The organism is Ruegeria sp. AB6 (genome assembly GCF_056542685.1).
This window is the reverse complement of sequence record NZ_JBQGAD010000010.1, coordinates 76924-94480: the sequence shown is the minus strand read 5'-3', so window position 1 is coordinate 94480 and position 17557 is coordinate 76924. Positions and strand designations below refer to the sequence as shown.

Sequence of the window (17557 nt, the reverse complement as noted above, 5' to 3'; positions counted from 1 at the left end):
GGGTTTTCCGCCCTGCCGTTTTTCCCAAGATTGCCGAACGGGGGCTGTAGTGAACTCTGACGTCTTTGCGCCGTGGGAAGACCCACAGGCGAAACCCTTGATCCAATTCCAGAATGTCACCAAGCGGTTTGGAGACTTTACGGCAATCGACAACCTGTCTCTGGATATTTTCGAGAAAGAATTTTTCGCTCTTCTGGGGCCTTCGGGCTGCGGCAAGACCACAATGATGCGGATGTTGGCCGGGTTCGAGACGCCCACCGAAGGCCACATCATGTTGGGCGGTCAGGATATCGACCCGATCCCACCGAACAAGCGGGCGGTGAACATGATGTTCCAATCCTATGCACTGTTCCCGCATCTGAGCATCTGGGAAAACATCGCCTTTGGTCTGCGCCGGGACAACATGCCCAAACGCGACCTTGAGGACAGAGTCGAAGAAATGCTGCGCCTGACCCGGCTGACGCAATTCGCGCGTCGTAAACCGCACCAGATCTCGGGCGGGCAGCGGCAGCGGGTCGCTTTAGCACGGTCTTTGGCGAAAGCGCCAAAACTATTGCTGCTGGACGAACCGTTGGGCGCGCTGGACAAGAAGCTGCGGCAGGACACGCAGTTCGAGCTGATGGATATTCAGGAAAAGACCGGCACCACCTTTGTCATCGTGACCCACGATCAGGAGGAAGCTATGACCGTGGCCAGCCGCGTGGCCGTTATGGATCAGGGACAGCTGATGCAAGTCGCCACGCCGGACCGGATTTATGAGAACCCCAACTCGGTCTATGTCGCAGACTTTATTGGCGACGTGAACATCATTGAAGGCCGCGCCACCGCCAATGGTGAAGACACCTATCAGATCGATTGGGCCGAAGGGCAGGCCCCGTTGACCGCGACCTCGGCCAAAGGGTTTGCGCGGGGGCAGGCCTGTCATCTGGCCATCCGCCCCGAGAAGGTAACTATCTCGGCCGACCGCCCGGCGGACGCGATCAATGCGGTGCAAGGCAAAGTGCACGACATCGCCTATTTGGGGAACCTGTCCACCTATCACGTCGAATTGCCCAACGGCACGATCATCAAGGCGCAGACGGCCAATACCCGCCGTATCTCGCGCCGTTCATTCACGTGGGAAGACCCGGTCTGGCTGTCCTGGACAGCAACGGCTGCGGTTCTGCTGGCCGACTGATGCGCCGCGCCTTTCTGATCGCCGTCCCCTATGTCTGGCTGCTGGCGCTGTTCTTGGTGCCGTTCTTCATCGTCCTGAAAATCTCGCTGTCGGATATCGCGCTGGCGATTCCGCCTTATACGCCGACGCTGGACTTTTCGCAGGGCTGGTCGGGCATCAAAGATTTCTTCAGCCAGCTTGACCTGGAAAACTATGTCTGGCTGACCGAGGATGACCTTTACTGGAAAGCCTACCTGTCCAGCGTAAAAATCGCTCTGATTTCGACGTTTTTGACCCTGCTGGTGGGGTATCCGATCGCCTATGGCATGGCCCGCGCGCCTGCCGAGTGGCGCCCGACGCTTATGATGCTGGTGATCCTGCCCTTCTGGACCTCGTTCCTGATCCGCGTTTATGCGTGGATGGGTATCCTGTCGAACGAAGGTTATCTGAACCAGTTGCTGCTGTGGACAGGGCTGATCTCGACCCCGCTGACCATTCTGAACACCAACACTGCCGTCTATATCGGCATCGTCTACACCTATCTGCCGTTCATGATCCTGCCGATCTATTCGGCGCTGGAACGGATGGACGAATCCCTGATCGAGGCCGCCGAAGACCTTGGTTGTTCGCGGGTTCAAGCCTTTTGGCTTGTGACAATCCCGCTGTCGCGCCCCGGTATCATAGCAGGCTGTTTCCTTGTGATGATCCCGGTGATTGGCGAATTCGTCATCCCCTCGCTTCTGGGTGGGTCAGGCACATTGATGATCGGCAAGGTTTTGTGGGAGGAGTTCTTCTCGAACCGCGACTGGCCCGTGGCGAGCGCCGTGGCCGTAGTATTGCTGCTGATCCTTGTGATCCCAATCGTGCTGTTCCAGCGCAACCAGCAGAAACAGACGGAGGCCGAGCAATGAACAGGCTAAGCTGGTTCAACGCGGTCTCGCTGACGCTGGGATTTGCGTTCCTTTATATCCCGATGATCATCCTGATCATCTTTTCCTTCAACGAAAGCAAGCTGGTCACCGTCTGGGCTGGCTTCTCGACCAAATGGTATGGTGAGCTGGTCCAGAACGAGGCGTTTCTGGATGCGGCATGGGTGACAATCCGGGTGGCTGTGTTCTCATCTACGCTGGCGACCATTCTGGGCACCGCCGCCGCCTATGTGCTGGTGCGTGGGGGGCGTTTCTTCGGTCGAACGCTGTTCTCCGGTATGATCTACGCCCCTCTGGTGATGCCCGAGGTAATCACCGGCCTGTCGCTGCTGCTGCTGTTCATCGGCATCGGGCTGGATCGCGGTATCCTGACCATCGTTCTGGCGCATACGACCTTTTCGATGTGTTTCGTCTCGGTCGTTGTCTCGTCGCGTTTGGTGACGTTCGATCAGTCGCTGGAAGAGGCCGCTCTGGACCTTGGTTGTTCGCCCGCGCAAGCGTTTCGCCTAGTGACATTGCCGATCATTGCGCCTGCCGTGATTTCCGGCTGGTTGCTGGCCTTTACCCTGTCGCTGGATGATCTGGTGATTGCGTCCTTTACCTCGGGGCCGTCGGCGACGACCTTGCCGATCAAGATTTTCTCGGCGGTCAGGCTGGGCGTCAGCCCCGAGATCAACGCGCTGTCAACGTTGATGATCGCCGTCGTGACAGTGGGCGTCATTACCGCGTCGCTGGTGACAAAACGCGCCATGATGCGACAAAAGCAGGATGAAATGGCCGCGGCACGGGCCGAATGAAACGGCTGTTTCCGGACTATACCTATGGTCCCGGCCCAAGGCAGGGATGCTGGTGGGACGAAACAATTGCCGCCCCCAATTGGCCGGAACAGTCTGGGGATTTGGTCGTTGACGTAGCCATTGTTGGCGCGGGTTTCACTGGCCTGTCCGCCGCGTTGCATCTGACCAAGGCCGGGGCATCCGTCGCTGTGCTTGAGGCCGAAACGCCCGGCTGGGGGGCGTCTGGCCGAAATGGTGGGTTCTGTTGTCTGGGCGGGTCGAAGCTTAACCCCAAGGCCATGACCCGTCTGTTCGGTGAGGCGGCGACAGCGGGCTATGCGCAGGCCGAGGAAGATGCCGTCCATCTGGTCGCCGATCTTCTGAGCAGTTATGAAATCGACGCCGATACCCATTCCAAAGGTGAAACCCAACTGGCGCACAATGCGCGGGCAATGGAGAGGCTGAGGAAAAGCGCCGAGGCCTTGGGTGTTTTGCACGAAGCTGCAGACCTGCCCGCCTTGGGGTTCGGTGGCGCGTTCCATGGCGGCTATACCACCCCCGTCGGGTTTGGTCTGAACCCAAGGAAGTACCTGTACGGGCTGGCAGACGCCGCCAAAGCGCGCGGCGTCCAGCTCTTTCAGAGAAGCCCGGTGTCAAAAATTGTCAAAACAGCGAACGGCTTTGATGTCCAGACGCCAACTGGCCGGATACAGGCGACAAACGTTCTGATCTGCACCAACGGATATTCCAGCGAGGATGTTCCGGCCTGGATGTCTGGGCGTTATATGCCTGCGCAGTCGACCGTTCTGGTGACGCGGCCTTTGACGCAGGCCGAACTGCAGGCGCAGGGTTGGACTTCGGATCAGATGTCATATGACACCCGGAATTTGTTGCACTATTTCCGCCTGATGCCGGATCGTCGGTTCCTGTTCGGAATGCGCGGCGGCCTTCGGTCCTCGTCGCGTGCCGAGGCCGCCATTCGCCAAAAGGTTCGCCATGACTTTGCGGCGATGTTTCCCGAGTGGCGCGGGGTGGACGTCACTCATATGTGGTCGGGGATGGTGTGCCTGTCCCGCAACCTGATGCCCTATGCCGGTCCGGTGCCAGATCAGCCTGGCATGTTCGCCGGGTTTGCTTATCACGGCAACGGTGTCGCGATGGGAAGCTTTTGCGGACGGGCTCTGGCTCAACTGGCATTGGGGCATAACCCGGACTTGCCAGAGCCGATGACCCGCAGGCCCGGTCGGTTCCCCCTGGGGCGGTGGCGACGCGCCCTGATGCCGCCTGCCTACGCGATGATGGGGCTTGCGGATTTGTAGCGCGGTCAGAGGGACGCGATTTCCAGTTCTAGCCCGGCGGCATAATCGTCGGCCCCGTTCTCGACCCGCCACAAACAATAGGCCGCCATCCGCCATGCATACCAGGGGCGCAGCGCGCTGAAACGCGCGAGGATTTGAGGCTGGTCATAGGAGGTCAGAAACGCCTCCTCCTCCTCGGGCGTCAAAGGTGCCCCGCGATAGAGACGCTGCATAGCTGGGGACAGGAACAAGGCGATATCTTCGCAGGGGTCCCCCAGCGCTGGGCATTGCCAGTCAATCAGCGTCAGACACATATCCGAAACCAGGATGTTTCCGGCTACCGGGTCGCCATGGATGAGGCACGTGTCCGGCGTGGCGGCAACATGGGTCTGCGGGCAAAGCTGTTCCAACCGCTGGCGAACTTGTGTCTTGCACAGACCCAGAATGCGCCGCGTATGATCCCGTAGGTCGTCGCTGCCATTGCATCCGTCGGGTGCGTCGATCCGGATTTCCATACTGTGCAGCCTGCGCAGCAATTGAGCCACCTGCGCGGCCCCGGTTTGCCAGGGCGCACCGGGCGCGTGATCATAGAACACCCAATGCCCATCACTATCCTGCCCCGCCGCCCGCAAGCGCGGGGCAAACCCTGTGGGGGCAAGCTCCGTAAGGCAGAGCGCCTCAAGCCGGGCATCGTTTCGAAACAAAGGATTGCGCAGCCCTGAACGATACAGTTTGAGCACCTTGTCTCTGTCTCCGCCCAGAACCTTCCAGACCTGATTGGTGCGCCCGCCATAAAGGGTCTGAAAACGCGCCCCGGTCTCGACCATACCTGAGCGGCACAGATCTTCCACAAGGCGGGGCGGAGGTGCGTTTGAAGCGGGCAGAGGGATCACCGGGTCAGGAGTTGAGTCGCGCGTTGCACAGCTTTGGCCTGTCCCGGCGCGCAGATCAAGTTCCGGTTCGAACGCCCGAGACCAGACCGGCCGGTATGACCTGCCCGTTTTCGAGGGTCAGCAACACCGTATCCTCGCCCACCTGCGCCTCGATCACTTGCGCGTATGAGGACATGGGCTGCGTCGACAGAACCTCTTCCCCGTCATAGCTTTCCAATGCGGCAGAGTAGGTTCCAGCCGGAAGCGGCGTGCCGTCCTCTTTGGTTCCAGCCCAGACAAACACGGAATCGGTGGTTTGAACGGTGATCCGTTCAACCTCGGCCCCGTCTGCGTCGCGGATAACCAGAACGACACCGTCCGCCGCCGGAGCGGCCTGGCCGTAAAGTGTCACCGGCGCGCCGTCGAACTGGAATGGAGAGGTGCTGCGCACATCCATGCCGACCCAACTGGCCAGCTCTTCCAGATTCATGCTGCTCATCGACAGGGTCAGGGCCGTCAGCAGGTCATTTGTCTGCACCTGTTGTTCCACCATCGAAAACTGCGCCAGTTGCGCGGCGTATTCCGAGGAATCCAACGGCTCCAACGGGTCTTGGTGACGGGCTTGAGCTGTCAGCATCAGCAAAAAGGTCTCAAAATCCGAGGCCAGCGCGGCCGTCTGACCTGAGGACGCCGCCAATGGATTAGCGTTCTGCGTGGTTGAAGCGATAGGAGAGATCATGGGTCACAGCCTTATGTCGATGCGCCCGGACGTGCCAAGGTTGACCGGGCGCTGGAGAGTGGCAGAGGTGAGTTCGGATTGTACCGTCTCAGAAATAGAGTTTTCGCCGGAGTCCGATGAGTCCTGTCCCTTGTCGGCGGAGTTGCCAAGATCGAAAGACAGATCGCCGAAGCCGAGGCTTTTGAACTCGGCCTCAAGCACAGCAAGATGGCGGCGCATCAAGTCCAGCGTCTCGGGACGTTCCGCCGCGATGGTCAGATGCAGCCCATCATCACGCCCATTCAGAACCATCGAGACGCGCCCCAGTTCTTCGGGGTTCAGCGCGATTTCCACCGCACCTGATTGAGGCCGTGCGGTGATCGCTGCCGCCATCTGTCCGGCAATGGCCCGAGCAACCTCGGACCGTGCGGTCGCTGGCAGATTTGCCGTCGCCGTCTCGCGCACCGATGCGGTCGCGCCGGTTTCCTTCACGATCAGGCCGTCCTCTACCTCGGGGAGAGGAGTTGAATCGGTGTGTGCAGCGGCATTTTCGGATACCAGAAGTTGCATCTGCATAAGGTTGGGTACTTGGGTCGGTGCAGCAGGTAGTTTTGGATTTGCAGCCGACTCAACATGTGGCTCCTGGGAAATCGGCGAAGTTAGAACTTCCTTCTTTGCGGAAAACGGCGTTGGAGCCGCAGCGATTGCAAAAGCAGGAACTGACCTGCTCTCTGCTTTTGGCGATGTCGGAAGATTTGGTGAATCCTCAGGCAAGTCATCGTTGAAAACAGGCGACACCTCGGCGCGTCGATCGCCCATATTGCGCTTCGGAGGTTCTGCAAGAGCTTCGTCAGATCGTATGCTATCACCTGTTTCCGCCAAGTTGTGCGGAATCCCAGCGACCGCCGGCGCAGCGTCAGGTCGCGATGGTGGGTGCGATTTGATCGTCTGCGAACCTGTTTCAACAGGCAAACCTTTTTCCACGACTATCTGCAGATCCTTGGCTTCTTCCCCATCCGAGTCGGGCACCGTTTCGGTATCCAGCAGAGAAACAAGATCTTCTGTCGATTCGGATAGGCTCTGCTCGGGCGGCGCCTGATCATCCAGAACGGATTGAAAAGACATATCGGCCTTTTGTCCTGAACCATCGGCAGGTTGGGGAGAAATTTTGGCGTTATTTTGGGCGGGCATCACCGCTGTAAGAGGATTGGGCATTTTGCTCCCACTCAGGTTGTCTGGCCACAAACCTGCCCGCAGGAAGTTACGTTTATTTTAACTGCTTTCCTTTTTGATCGAGAAAGTTCGATGCAAATTTCGGAGAAAGCGATGAAGATTACAGCACCAGCCTTCCCTGCAATGCCCGCGTCCTCGGCGGATAGAATCAAGGCCGCAGCGGTCGAGCTTGAGGCGGCATTCCTGTCGGAAATGCTGAATTCCGCCGGGTTGGGGGAGGCACGCAGTTCGTTCGGAGGCGGTGCGGGCGAAGATCAGTTTTCCTCGTTCCTTGTCCAGCATCAGGCCCGTCAACTGGCCGAAACCGGTGGCGTGGGCCTGTCGGAAATTCTGTTTCAATCAATGATGGAGACAACCAATGATGACCAAACCTGACATGGGGCTTCTTAAGTCTTTGGAAGAGGTTCTGGACCTTGAGCGCAACGCGCTGGTGCAGGGTGATCTGGATCAGCTGACCCAGATGGCGCCCGAGAAGGAAAAGCTTATCGATGCAGTCAATGATTTGCAGGTGCTGGACAGCGAAGATCTGATTCGTCTGCAAGACAAGGTCGCGCGCAATCAGGCGTTGCTTGGCAGTGCAGCGGACGGAATTCGCGCCGTTGCAGACCGCATGGCCGAACTGCGCCGGGTACACGGCGAATTCAGCACCTACGGTGCCGACGGGCAGCGCAGCGATTTTGCCGTGCGCAGCCACGCCAAGCTGGAAAAACGCGCCTAGGTGGCGGTTTGATTCAAATCCAAAATTTCCAGCCTAGGGGCTTTAGCACTCCGTTAGGAGATCAGGGGCCAAGGTGATCGGGCACTTGAAACAGCAAGTGGCGCGAACAGCCGGACGGCGGATCGCACAGATCAGAAAGACGTTAAAGCCCGCAAGTGGTGCGGGGTTGGCACGGGCGAAAAGGGCCCATACGTAAAAAGGAAGACGCTATGTCCAGCATTCTGACCAACAATGGCGCAATGGTTGCGCTGCAGACTCTGAAATCGGTCAACAAAAATCTGGCGATGACCCAGAACGCGATCTCGACCGGTAAAGACGTTGCCACGGCCAAGGACAATTCAGCGGTTTGGGCGATCTCGAAAGTTATGGAATCCGACGTCAAAGGATTCAACGCGATCAAAGACAGCCTCGCTTTGGGCGAATCGACTGTTGCTGTGGCGCGGAATGCTTCGGAAACCGTGACCGATCTTCTGAACCAGATGAAGGGCAAGATCGTCGCAGCGCAAGAAGACAACGTGGATCGGGCCAAGATCAACGATGACGTAACTGCGTTGAAAGATCAGATTTCTTCTGTTGTCAGCGCTGCACAATTCAATGGTCTGAACCTGGTTGACGGTTCGGCCGGTACAGCCTCGATCCTAGCGTCTCTGGATCGCGACTCTGCGGGGAATGTGACCGCATCGTCGATTTCGGTTGCGTCGCAAAACCTGTCGACCGGCGGCTATACCAGTAAGGGTGTTCTGGCGGGTTCGGACAATGTGACCTCTGACAACGATGCGGCGGGTTTCACGATGGACAAGTCCGGCGGCACCGGAGATATCGTGATCGACAGCTCTACCGACAACTTTGCGGCGGGCGACAAAGTGTCAATCACGATTGGCGACAAGGTTGCGTCCTACACCGTTCAAGACGCTGATCTGGACCCCTCGGGGACTTACGATGCGGCTTATACGGATGCCATCGTTGCAGTTGGCCTGAAGAATCAGATCGACTCCCTAGGCATTACCGGCGTCGCGATTGACTACGACTCGGGATCTCCTGGCACGCTGACCTTTGTAACGGGTACCGCAACAGCGGGCGCGGATGCGGACCGTGACGTGACCGTTTCGGCGCAGTTCACCAATGCGAACGCGGGTGGCCTGGGTGCTTTGGCTTCGATAGACGTGTCCACGGATGCAGGCGCACAGGCTGCGCTGGGAACCATCGAATCGCTGATCGACACCGCGATTGATGCTTCAGCAGCCTTCGGTTCGTCGCAAGGCCGGATTGAGACCCAGAAAGAGTTCATCTCGAACCTGGCGGACTCGTTCAAATCCGGTATCGGCTCGCTGGTTGACGCCGACATGGAAGAGACCTCGGCCCGTCTGCAAGCCCTTCAGGTGCAGCAGCAGCTGGCCACCCAGTCGCTGTCGATCGCCAATCAGGCGCCGCAGTCGATCCTGTCGCTGTTCCGTTAATCTTCGGAACTTGGCCGGGGCGTGGAAGCGCGCCCCGGTTCTGACCGCCCTAAGACGGCCCATTGGAAGGATTTCAAGTGATACCGCAAACTCTTGCACAGCGTGCCTACGTACAAACCGCCGCCCCGACGCGCACGCCGCGCGACACCGAATACGAGGCGATTTCCAAGATTACGCATCGCCTCAAGGCAGCAGCAGCTCGTCAGAAATCCGATTTCGGAACCTTTGTTCTGGCGTTGCACGAAAACCGTCGGTTGTGGAACGTCTTGGCCAGTGGCGTCGCGGATTCCGACAATGCGCTGCCCAATGATCTGCGCGCGCGGATTTTTTACCTTGCGGAATTTACCGAGCAACACAGCGGTCAGGTGTTGGGCAACAAGGCGACGGTTGAACCCTTGTTGGAGATCAATATGGCAGTGTTGCGCGGGCTCAGGCAGATGGGGGCAACCTGATGGGTGGGCTGGTGCTGAAACTTGCCCCGAAAGAACGGGTGCTGATCAACGGCGTGGTCGTCGAGAACGGGGACCGGCGCAGCCGGTTTTCAATCATGACGCCGCAAGCCAATGTCCTGCGTTTGCGCGATGCTATTCACCCGGATGAAGTAAACACGCCCGTCCGCCGCGTTTGTTATGCGGCACAGCTGGTGCTGTCGGGCGACATGGAGCGGGATCAGGCGCGCCAACAACTGCTGCGACGTGTCGAGGAGTTGAGCCAGGTGTTCACTGACGCCGATAGCCGAAAGGTGTTGGCTGAGGCCACAGAAGCCCTTTTGGCTGAGCAATTCTACAAGTGCCTCAAGTCCCTGCGTACGTTGTTGCCGCGGGAAGAGCGGTTGATGGCCTATCAGCAATGACCTTTCAGCCCGTCATACCTTCTGGCGGTCTGGTTGGCTGGCGGTTTTTGCAGCGTACTTATGACGCGCAACTCGACAGTTTCGCAACGTCAGCGGTCAATGAACGCGAGACGCGGTATTTTCTGGACAATATCTCCAAAGTGCAGACCGCCGAGGATTTGGTTTCAGATCGACGGTTGCTGCAGGTGGCACTAGGCGCTTTTGGGTTGGAGGACGATATCAACAATCGGTTTTTCATCCAGAAGGTGCTGTCAGACGGCACTTCAGCGGATGACGCCTTGTCAAACCGGCTGTCTGACAAACGGTATCGTGAGTTTTCCGAAGCGTTCGGTCTTGGTCCGGGGGAAATTCGTAGAACCGGCTTGGTCACATTCATGGAGGACATTGCGCGGGACAATGTCGTGTCCCGATTTGAGGTCGCGGTGGGTCAATCTGACGAATCCATGCGTATCTCGCTCTTTGCCCAGCACGCCCTGGCAGATCTGGCGACGCAGGAGGGCAGTGCAGATACCAAGTGGTTTGATTTGATGGGTTTGCCACCGCTGCGCAATATGATGGAAACCGCGCTTGGACTTCCGTCCAGTTTGGGCCAGTTGGATATCGATAAACAGTTGAGCGTGTTCAAAGACAGGCTATCGCGCCTGACGGGCTCGGACGATCTGGCGCAGTTCACGGATGACGGGGCCATAGCCGAACTGACGGACAGGTATCTGGCGCGCAGCCAGATCTCGCAACTACAAAATACGATATCGCCCGCGCAAACGGCTTTGATCCTTTTGGGCGGCTAGGGTCTCGGCGTTCACCGGTCCAATATGTGATCAGCGGCTGTTTTAAGCGCAAAGGATGGCACCGGCTGAGACACATTATGGAGCGCGACATCCCCAAGGGGCAGCGCGTCGGCGCAGGCGGGGACAATGTCAGACGAGACCACGATCCTGTGACCCACGGTCTTACCATATTCCCCCAATCGCGCGGCGATGTTGGCAGCCTGACCGATCACGGTGAAATCAAGCCGTTCGCGGGATCCGACATTGCCATAGGTCACGCGCCCATAGGCGACGCCGATGGAGCAATCGCAATGGGCATCAGAGCCTGAGGCCCGAAACTCACCAAGCTTTTCAACAATACCGATAGCAGAGCGCTGCGCATTGGCACGGGCCGTGATCGAGTTCTCACCTGCGGGGAACACGGCCAAAACAGCGTCGCCGATAAATTTCAAAACCTCGCCGCCATTGTCATGCACGATGCCCGAAACGGTTTCAAAAAACCCATTTAACAGGCTGATATAGCGGGTGCGGCCCAGTTTTTCCTCTAACCGGGTCGAGTTACGTAGATCGCAGAACATGATTGCGGCGTCGATCTCATCCCCGTCGCCGCGTCGGATTTCACCACCCAGAACCCGCGCGCCGGACCGTTTGCCCACATAGGTCTCCAACAAAACCTGCGCATTTTCGCGCTGCATGAACACCTCGTAGAACCGGGCAATCACCGCCGAGCATTCAAAGACAAGACCTAGATTCTCGGTCGTGAACCCATCCGGGTGGTCGCTGGTCAGAGTCAGAACATTGGTGCGGCCATCGGAAAATGGCAGGGGCATGGCGACGTAGTCGGTTGCACCTTTGGCGCGCAAATCCTCGATAATGGGAAAACTGTTATGCGGGTTGTCGTCACTCAGCCGCTGGCGAACTCCGCCCAACCCGTTCGAGACATGTCGCAACGGGCTGTTGATATAGGCCGGATGGTCGTGAATTTCATAGGTTGGCACATTGGTCGAGATCTCATCCTCGCCCTTTTCCCAAATGTAGTGCTTGCCCGCGATCAGCGGATGCAGCGACCAGACCAAAATGCTGAGGCGTTGAATGGCAATGCCGTGCTCCAGCATCTTCTCGGACAGCGCTTTGGTAAAGGCTTCCGAGGTTTCGATTTCCGAGGCGCCGCGCATCAGCCAGTCAATCAAAGGGCCGCTGATATTGCCGTCTTGGGGTTGTTCAAGCGTATTGCCACCCAGATCAAGCCGGTCATAGGCGTTGGGCAGGAACCCGATATGGCCCTGAATGGCCTTGCTTTCGGGCAGCGCGTCCTCATACGCCCAGACCGAGTTCGCAAGGCGCTGATCCCCAAGGACCACGTCATGATAGGTTGCCGTTCCCTTGAACGGGCAGAAGGTTTGCAATTCGGTCTCTTCGCTCAATTCGACAGTCACATCTGCGCGGGGGATGTAGATCGTCGGAGGCAAGCGGGTTTCATACATCACCACGGCGTTGGCACTTTCAGCCAGCAGCACGTCACCACGGTAGATTGCGATCCGACCTTTTAGCCGTTCAACCGAGATGCGATAGCCTGTGGAATGCGGAGTGGTGTGGACGTTCATCATCGACCTCCCTGTCCGGGGTCCTATAAGGATGGGACTTCGGACCGGGAATGCCAAGAGGGACCGCGCACAGTTTTTTGCACATGCGGCGTGCGCGCCAGAGGGGTCAGACCATCTGGATCACGTCTTTTTCGATCGACAGCATATATCCCCGTTTGGCGATATTCTTGACCAGCAACTCACTGACCATCTGATTGCCTAGCGCGTCGCGCAGGCGTTTGATCCGGGTTGCTCCTGCGGCCTCTTCGCAATCGGCGGCGTCCTTGCCCGAGATAACCGCCTCGATCTGGGCACCGGACAGGACCTCGTCATCCAGTCGGGATTCCGCCAGAACCGACAAGGTCTCCATCGCGGCAGGGGTCAGTTTGAAATCCATATTGTTGAGGTAGACGGTGTTTTCTTCGCGGCTGATCAGCAGGGATGTGACCTGAATGCCGGTACGCTCGATCTGGGCCATGCGGCGGTTCAACAGGACCAGCATCACCAGAAACACCAACGCCGTGACCAGCATCGCGCTGGCAAAGACCAACAGCACGAAGATCACCATACGGTAGCTGGACAAAGTGTCGGCAAATGCAGTGCCGGATTGCGCCAGAATCTCCAGCAGGCGGATCTCGGCCTGTGTGGTCAGGTCGCTTTCGACGAACAACCGCTCGACCCGGGCATTGAACGCGTTGGCGTCGGGCAGGGACCAGAACAGGAAGACTGCGGCAGTGATCAGGATCAGGACAATCGCGGCAATGCCAGCACCGACCAACCGTACCCCGGATCGCCGCGCGTCAGTAACGGAGATAGAATTTTCCGGCATCGGCCTTCCTCTTGTCTAACCCTTCCGGTCCGAAAACCGACATCACGTTCAGCAGGGTCCAGCCCGAGGCGCGCAGCCGCTGGGACACCTCTTGCTGCGCCTGACCCTTGTTGCAGGACGACACCTGCATGACGCCGTAATGCAATCGCAACGGATTGTCCTGCTTGGCTTTGTAATCCGCAAAGCAATCCGCCGCAGACGCTGCCGTGCCGAGCGATACCAGGGCCGCAAAGGCCAGAGAAGAGAGGATAGGTTTCATAGGCTGCATCCTGCGCATGGGTAGCCCTGATATTCAATATCCTAAGGGGTTTGCGGGCCCTGATATTCGATAACAATGTCCCGATATTGCTTGTCGGAGGGCGGTGAACCCAGTGTTGACCCAACGAATTCACGAGCCCAGCCGGGTTCGTCGCAACACGGTCAAAAGGACACGCATCATGCACCGGAAATTTATCGCCCTGATCATCGCAACTGCCGTCGCTGTTACGGGTGTTTCAGCCTCGCAGGCGCGGGCTGCGGATGCCAAGGATATTCTGGGCGGTCTGGCCGCCATCGCCATCATCGGCGCGGGCGTTCACTACTATAACAAGGAAAAGGACAAGAAACGCGCCAGCCGTCACCAGACACATATCCAGCCCCATCACCCCGTGCGGCCCCGCCCGCACCATCTGGCGAAATACGATCTGCCGCAGAAATGTCTGCGCACCTTTGATCACTATTCACCCCGTCATCAATTGCTTGGAACCGGGTGCCTCAAGAAACACTACAAATATGCCAATAACCTGCCGCGAGAGTGCAAAGTCGGTTTCTGGAATGGCAAAAAGGTCAAGCGGGCCTATGAACCCGCCTGCCTGCGCCAGCAAGGTTATCGTGTCGTTTACAAGTAACCGTTTTCGAGCAGGAGCGGCGTCGCAGAAGCGCCGCGCAGGAGAGGGTGGCGCAAGCCGCCCTCTCTTTTTTGTTGCGATAAGGTCCGAAACAGGATTTTCCAAAAGGATGACGACACCAACCTACGATATTGAACAGACCGCCATGGCTGACGGGTTTCTTCGGATCGCCGGGGTGGATGAGGTGGGCCGGGGCCCCTTGGCCGGGCCTGTTGTTGCCGCAGCCGTGATTCTGAACCCGGTCGACATACCTCAGGGACTGAATGATTCCAAGAAGCTGACAGCCAAACGTCGCGCGGCTTTGGATGCGGCCATTCGCGAACAGGCTGATTTCGCAGTGGCCGAGGCGACAGTGGCCGAGATAGACGAGCACAACATCTTGCGCGCTTCGCATCTGGCAATGGAGCGCGCGGTGGCTGCTTTGAACCCTCCGCCGGATTATCTGCTGATCGACGGGAACATGGTTCCGCGCGGGCTGACCATCCCTGCGCAAGCGGTTGTCAAAGGAGATGCGCGGTCGGTGTCGATTGCGGCGGCCTCGATCCTTGCGAAAAACTGGCGCGATCAGTTGATGGTGGATTTGGCGCAACAGCATCCCGGCTATGGGTGGGAGTCGAATGCAGGTTATCCGACAAAAATGCATCGCGAAGCGCTGCGAAATCTTGGTGTGACCCCACACCATAGACGTTCGTTTAAACCGGTCCACAATATCTTGTATCAAGAGTAAATCGTAAGTCGCTGATTCAAAAAAGAAATTGACGGCGATTCGTCTTTGACTCATCCTTGTCTCAACCAAATGAGCGCAAAAGCGCCGTGGACACTTGAGGCAGTGATATGACTACGACCACCAAAAAGGGCGCAAAAGCGCTCCCTTTAAACACGATTCTATCCGGGGACTGCATCGATGTGATGAACAGTCTGCCCGAGGCGTCGGTTGACCTGATCTTTGCGGACCCGCCGTATAATTTGCAGCTGAAAGGCCAGTTGCACCGCCCGGATAACTCTCAGGTGGATGCGGTTGATGATCACTGGGATCAGTTTTCCAGCTTCGGGGCCTATGACCAGTTCACTCGCGAATGGCTGAAAGCAGCGCATCGTCTGTTGAAGCCCAATGGGGCGATCTGGGTTATTGGCTCTTATCACAACATCTTCCGGGTTGGCTCGGCCCTTCAGGATGCGGGATACTGGATTCTGAACGACGTGGTTTGGCGCAAATCGAACCCGATGCCTAACTTCCGTGGCAAGCGGTTCACCAATGCGCATGAAACGATGATTTGGGCGTCCAAACGTGAAGGTGCAAAATACACGTTCAATTACGAGGCGCTGAAGGCGCTGAATGAGGGCGTACAGATGCGCAGCGACTGGGTGCTGCCGATTTGCACAGGGCATGAACGTCTGAAAGATGAAAACGGCGATAAGGCGCATCCAACGCAAAAGCCTGAATCGCTGCTGCATCGGGTGCTGGTCGGTTCGACCAATCCGGGCGATGTGGTGCTGGACCCGTTTTTTGGTACGGGCACGACCGGCGCTGTCGCCAAGATGCTGGGCCGCGAGTTCATCGGGATCGAACGCGAGGAAAGTTATCGCAAAGTGGCCGAAAAACGCATCGCCAAGGTTCGCAAATTCGACCGCGAGGCGCTGGAAGTCAGCGCCAGCAAACGCGCCGAGCCGCGCGTGCCCTTTGGCCAGTTGGTCGAACGCGGCATGCTGCGTCCAGGGGAAGAGCTCTATTCCATGAACCAGCGTCACAAGGCCAAGGTGCGCGCCGATGGCACGCTGGTCGGGCAAAATGTCAAAGGCTCGATCCATCAGGTGGGGGCGCATTTGGAAAACGCGCCTTCCTGTAACGGCTGGACCTATTGGTGCTTCAAACGCGACGGCAAGACCGTGCCGATCGACGTGCTGCGTCAGCAAATCCGGGCTGAAATGCACAACTGAATACCGCCGGTGCCTGTGGCCTGACACAAGGCACTAAGCCTTGCCCCGCCGGTCTTCGGCGGGGTCTTTTGTTTTCAACACATTCTCACTTCTATATGACTTCTGCAAAGCCCGCCGCGCATCGAGGGAGCCTCAGCCATGTCGGACACCACAGCCAGTCAATCCCGCTTCAGCCGGTTTTTCGTCACTCGCCCGGATCCGGTCGACTTGGACAACAAATACACCGAGGCCGCGCTAGAGAGACACAAGCGAGAAGGACTGGAGCTGGCGGTACGCGCACGTTGGATCGCCATGGGGTTGACCGGCATTCTGCTGGTATTCCTGAACCCTCATTGGGAGGTGTTGTGGTACCATTTCATCCTGTTGCTGATCTGCGCCAATGGCTGGTTGATCCGACGGGCGGGGCAGGTCGGGCAGTCGCGGACCGAGTTGCTGCTGATCTTTGTGGACCTTCTAATCATGACGCTGGGGATGATCGTCCCGAACCCGTTCAGTGACGATGTGCGCCCGTTGGCGATGCAGTACCGGTTCGACAACTTCCAGTATTTCTTCATCATTCTGGCCGCCGGGACATTGGCTTATTCTTGGCGGACGGTTGTGGCGATCGGGTCCTGGACCGCGATGATGTGGACCGTTGGCTGGATCATTGCATGGTGGGTCGCCACGCCGATCCCCGGTATCAGCGAGCGCGTTGCCGAAGCATTAGCAGAGTACCCGGATGTGGCTGAGTTGATGGACCCAAACAGTTTTATGCCCTCGCAACGCATTCAGCAGGTGGTTGTTTTTATCATGGTCGCGGTCACGCTGGGCATTTCGATGAGGCGGCTGAATCGCTTGCTGATGACAAACGCCGGGCTTGAGCGGGAACGGGCAAACCTGTCGCGCTATTTCTCGCCCAATGTGGTGGATGAGCTGAGCCAGAATGACGAACCGCTGAAGCAGGTGCGAAAAGAGAGTATTGCGGTTCTGTTTATTGATATCGTGGGCTTTACAAAATACGCGGCGGGTCGTGATCCTTATGAAGTGATCGAGGTGCTGCGCGGGTTTCATGCGCGTATGGAAACTGAAGTGTTTCGCCATCATGGCACGTTGGACAAATATCTGGGCGACGGGTTGATGGCGACCTTTGGCACGCCGGTGCCGACGCCTTTGGATGCCAGCAATGCGGTGGCCTGCGCGCGCGACATGACCCGTGTGATCAATCAATGGAATACTGACAGGCGCCGCGCGGGTGAGCCGGAAATCCACGTGGGTATCGGAGTGCACTATGGGCCGGTGGTTTTGGGCGATATCGGCGCGAACCGGTTGGAATTTGCAGTGATCGGAGACGCGGTCAATGTGGCGGCCAAGCTCGAGGCTTTGACCCGAGTCAAAATGGCTCAGGTGATATTGAGCGACGAGGTTTGCAGCCAGCTTACAATGGAAGGACTCAATGCCGCGACCCTGATAGAGGGGTTTGAAAAGCTGCCGGGCCAGTCCGTGCGCGGGGTTGCGCACCCCATGGATATCTGGGTGATGCGGGCGCTCCCGCCGATCTAAATTG

Annotated in this window: 20 protein-coding genes; 14 read left to right on the top strand and 6 right to left on the bottom strand. The window is 58.0% G+C overall.

Going from position 1 to position 17557, the window contains the following annotated elements; translation table 11 throughout:
• Positions 1 to 49 precede the first annotated feature (49 nt).
• The 4 genes from ACR0DB_RS18085 to ACR0DB_RS18070 are packed head-to-tail and all read left to right on the top strand — an operon-like array spanning position 50 to position 4180.
• Positions 50 to 1177, top strand: a complete 1128-nt coding sequence (locus tag ACR0DB_RS18085; RefSeq protein WP_170774879.1) for an ABC transporter ATP-binding protein — start codon at positions 50 to 52, stop codon at positions 1175 to 1177.
• Positions 1177 to 2067, top strand: coding sequence for an ABC transporter permease subunit (locus ACR0DB_RS18080; RefSeq protein ID WP_170774877.1), 891 nt, complete (start codon positions 1177 to 1179; stop codon positions 2065 to 2067). Before ACR0DB_RS18085 ends, ACR0DB_RS18080 begins: the two co-directional genes overlap by 1 nt.
• Positions 2064 to 2882: an ABC transporter permease gene (locus ACR0DB_RS18075; protein ID WP_170774875.1), complete on the top strand. Its 819-nt coding sequence runs from the start codon at positions 2064 to 2066 to the stop codon at positions 2880 to 2882. The genes ACR0DB_RS18080 and ACR0DB_RS18075 overlap by 4 nt, the downstream gene beginning before the upstream one ends.
• Positions 2879 to 4180: an NAD(P)/FAD-dependent oxidoreductase gene (locus ACR0DB_RS18070; RefSeq protein ID WP_480552391.1), complete on the top strand. Its 1302-nt coding sequence runs from the start codon at positions 2879 to 2881 to the stop codon at positions 4178 to 4180. Before ACR0DB_RS18075 ends, ACR0DB_RS18070 begins: the two co-directional genes overlap by 4 nt.
• A 5-nt stretch (positions 4181 to 4185) precedes the next feature.
• Here the strand turns inward: ACR0DB_RS18070 and ACR0DB_RS18065 are convergent, their stop codons facing one another.
• From ACR0DB_RS18065 to ACR0DB_RS18055, 3 genes are read right to left on the bottom strand one after another with little or no spacing between them, the layout of a single operon-like run.
• Positions 4186 to 5052 carry a phosphotransferase family protein gene (locus tag ACR0DB_RS18065; RefSeq protein ID WP_480552390.1) on the bottom strand — a complete coding sequence of 289 codons (867 nt, stop codon included), beginning with the start codon at positions 5050 to 5052 and terminating at the stop codon, positions 4186 to 4188.
• Positions 5053 to 5107: 55 nt separating this feature from the next.
• Complete coding sequence (locus tag ACR0DB_RS18060; RefSeq protein WP_480552389.1) at positions 5108 to 5770, bottom strand: flagellar hook capping FlgD N-terminal domain-containing protein; 663 nt, start codon at positions 5768 to 5770, stop codon at positions 5108 to 5110.
• A 3-nt stretch (positions 5771 to 5773) separates the two neighbouring features.
• Entirely contained in the window at positions 5774 to 6964 is a 1191-nt protein-coding gene (locus tag ACR0DB_RS18055; protein WP_480552388.1) for a flagellar hook-length control protein FliK, read from the bottom strand.
• A gap of 111 nt (positions 6965 to 7075) precedes the next feature.
• Here ACR0DB_RS18055 and ACR0DB_RS18050 point away from each other — a divergent pair, with 111 nt between their 5' ends.
• The 6 genes from ACR0DB_RS18050 (at position 7076) to ACR0DB_RS18025 (ending at position 10798) form a co-directional block, all read left to right on the top strand.
• A complete protein-coding gene (locus ACR0DB_RS18050; RefSeq protein WP_170774867.1) occupies positions 7076 to 7357 on the top strand; it encodes a rod-binding protein in 282 nt (93 codons plus the stop codon).
• A complete protein-coding gene (locus ACR0DB_RS18045; RefSeq protein WP_237215658.1) occupies positions 7341 to 7700 on the top strand; it encodes a flagellar protein FlgN in 360 nt (119 codons plus the stop codon). Before ACR0DB_RS18050 ends, ACR0DB_RS18045 begins: the two co-directional genes overlap by 17 nt.
• 209 nt (positions 7701 to 7909) lie before the next feature.
• On the top strand, positions 7910 to 9157 hold the full coding sequence (locus ACR0DB_RS18040; protein ID WP_170774865.1) for a flagellin: 1248 nt from the start codon (positions 7910 to 7912) through the stop codon (positions 9155 to 9157).
• A 77-nt stretch (positions 9158 to 9234) separates the two neighbouring features.
• Entirely contained in the window at positions 9235 to 9609 is a 375-nt protein-coding gene (gene flaF, locus ACR0DB_RS18035) for a flagellar biosynthesis regulator FlaF (RefSeq protein ID WP_480552387.1), read from the top strand.
• Positions 9609 to 10010: a flagellar biosynthesis repressor FlbT gene (flbT, locus tag ACR0DB_RS18030; RefSeq protein ID WP_480552386.1), complete on the top strand. Its 402-nt coding sequence runs from the start codon at positions 9609 to 9611 to the stop codon at positions 10008 to 10010. The genes flaF and flbT overlap by 1 nt, the downstream gene beginning before the upstream one ends.
• Positions 10007 to 10798, top strand: coding sequence for a DUF1217 domain-containing protein (locus tag ACR0DB_RS18025; protein ID WP_480552385.1), 792 nt, complete (start codon positions 10007 to 10009; stop codon positions 10796 to 10798). The genes flbT and ACR0DB_RS18025 overlap by 4 nt, the downstream gene beginning before the upstream one ends.
• Positions 10799 to 10809: 11 nt before the next feature.
• Here ACR0DB_RS18025 and ACR0DB_RS18020 read toward each other — a convergent pair whose 3' ends face one another.
• The 3 genes from ACR0DB_RS18020 to ACR0DB_RS18010 form a co-directional block, all read right to left on the bottom strand.
• The gene (locus ACR0DB_RS18020; protein WP_480552384.1) at positions 10810 to 12381 is read right to left on the bottom strand and encodes a DUF427 domain-containing protein; all 1572 of its coding nucleotides are present in this window, start codon (positions 12379 to 12381) and stop codon (positions 10810 to 10812) included.
• A 106-nt stretch (positions 12382 to 12487) separates the two neighbouring features.
• A complete protein-coding gene (locus tag ACR0DB_RS18015) occupies positions 12488 to 13189 on the bottom strand; it encodes a winged helix-turn-helix domain-containing protein (RefSeq protein WP_170774855.1) in 702 nt (233 codons plus the stop codon).
• Positions 13161 to 13448 (bottom strand): hypothetical protein, encoded by a 288-nt coding sequence (locus tag ACR0DB_RS18010; RefSeq protein WP_480552383.1) that lies wholly within the window; start codon positions 13446 to 13448, stop codon positions 13161 to 13163. Before ACR0DB_RS18010 ends, ACR0DB_RS18015 begins: the two co-directional genes overlap by 29 nt.
• 178 nt (positions 13449 to 13626) lie before the next feature.
• Between ACR0DB_RS18010 and ACR0DB_RS18005 the strand changes: the two genes are divergently transcribed.
• The 4 genes from ACR0DB_RS18005 (at position 13627) to ACR0DB_RS17990 (ending at position 17553) form a co-directional block, all read left to right on the top strand.
• Positions 13627 to 14076, top strand: a complete 450-nt coding sequence (locus ACR0DB_RS18005) for a hypothetical protein (RefSeq protein ID WP_480552382.1) — start codon at positions 13627 to 13629, stop codon at positions 14074 to 14076.
• A gap of 109 nt (positions 14077 to 14185) precedes the next feature.
• Positions 14186 to 14803, top strand: coding sequence for a ribonuclease HII (locus ACR0DB_RS18000; protein ID WP_480552381.1), 618 nt, complete (start codon positions 14186 to 14188; stop codon positions 14801 to 14803).
• A 107-nt stretch (positions 14804 to 14910) separates the two neighbouring features.
• Positions 14911 to 16014 (top strand): DNA methyltransferase, encoded by a 1104-nt coding sequence (locus tag ACR0DB_RS17995; RefSeq protein WP_480552380.1) that lies wholly within the window; start codon positions 14911 to 14913, stop codon positions 16012 to 16014.
• A 138-nt stretch (positions 16015 to 16152) separates the two neighbouring features.
• Positions 16153 to 17553 carry an adenylate/guanylate cyclase domain-containing protein gene (locus tag ACR0DB_RS17990; protein WP_480552379.1) on the top strand — a complete coding sequence of 467 codons (1401 nt, stop codon included), beginning with the start codon at positions 16153 to 16155 and terminating at the stop codon, positions 17551 to 17553.
• Positions 17554 to 17557 lie beyond the last annotated feature (4 nt).

Bases quoted from the DNA above. Each gene is read 5' to 3' on its own strand.
- ACR0DB_RS18000 (WP_480552381.1), top strand. From the start codon at position 14,186: ATGACGACACCAACCTACGATATTGAACAGACCGCCATGGCTGACGGG.
- ACR0DB_RS18040 (WP_170774865.1), top strand. From the start codon at position 7,910: ATGTCCAGCATTCTGACCAACAATGGCGCAATGGTTGCGCTGCAGACT.
- ACR0DB_RS18015 (WP_170774855.1), bottom strand. From the start codon at position 13,189: ATGCCGGAAAATTCTATCTCCGTTACTGACGCGCGGCGATCCGGGGTA.
- ACR0DB_RS18075 (WP_170774875.1), top strand. From the start codon at position 2,064: ATGAACAGGCTAAGCTGGTTCAACGCGGTCTCGCTGACGCTGGGATTT.
- ACR0DB_RS18005 (WP_480552382.1), top strand. From the start codon at position 13,627: ATGCACCGGAAATTTATCGCCCTGATCATCGCAACTGCCGTCGCTGTT.
- ACR0DB_RS18045 (WP_237215658.1), top strand. From the start codon at position 7,341: ATGATGACCAAACCTGACATGGGGCTTCTTAAGTCTTTGGAAGAGGTT.
- flbT (WP_480552386.1), top strand. From the start codon at position 9,609: ATGGGTGGGCTGGTGCTGAAACTTGCCCCGAAAGAACGGGTGCTGATC.
- ACR0DB_RS18080 (WP_170774877.1), top strand. From the start codon at position 1,177: ATGCGCCGCGCCTTTCTGATCGCCGTCCCCTATGTCTGGCTGCTGGCG.
- ACR0DB_RS18050 (WP_170774867.1), top strand. From the start codon at position 7,076: ATGAAGATTACAGCACCAGCCTTCCCTGCAATGCCCGCGTCCTCGGCG.
- ACR0DB_RS18060 (WP_480552389.1), bottom strand. From the start codon at position 5,770: ATGATCTCTCCTATCGCTTCAACCACGCAGAACGCTAATCCATTGGCG.
- ACR0DB_RS18055 (WP_480552388.1), bottom strand. From the start codon at position 6,964: ATGCCCAATCCTCTTACAGCGGTGATGCCCGCCCAAAATAACGCCAAA.
- ACR0DB_RS18010 (WP_480552383.1), bottom strand. From the start codon at position 13,448: ATGAAACCTATCCTCTCTTCTCTGGCCTTTGCGGCCCTGGTATCGCTC.
- ACR0DB_RS17995 (WP_480552380.1), top strand. From the start codon at position 14,911: ATGACTACGACCACCAAAAAGGGCGCAAAAGCGCTCCCTTTAAACACG.
- ACR0DB_RS18020 (WP_480552384.1), bottom strand. From the start codon at position 12,381: ATGAACGTCCACACCACTCCGCATTCCACAGGCTATCGCATCTCGGTT.
- ACR0DB_RS17990 (WP_480552379.1), top strand. From the start codon at position 16,153: ATGTCGGACACCACAGCCAGTCAATCCCGCTTCAGCCGGTTTTTCGTC.
- ACR0DB_RS18070 (WP_480552391.1), top strand. From the start codon at position 2,879: ATGAAACGGCTGTTTCCGGACTATACCTATGGTCCCGGCCCAAGGCAG.
- ACR0DB_RS18025 (WP_480552385.1), top strand. From the start codon at position 10,007: ATGACCTTTCAGCCCGTCATACCTTCTGGCGGTCTGGTTGGCTGGCGG.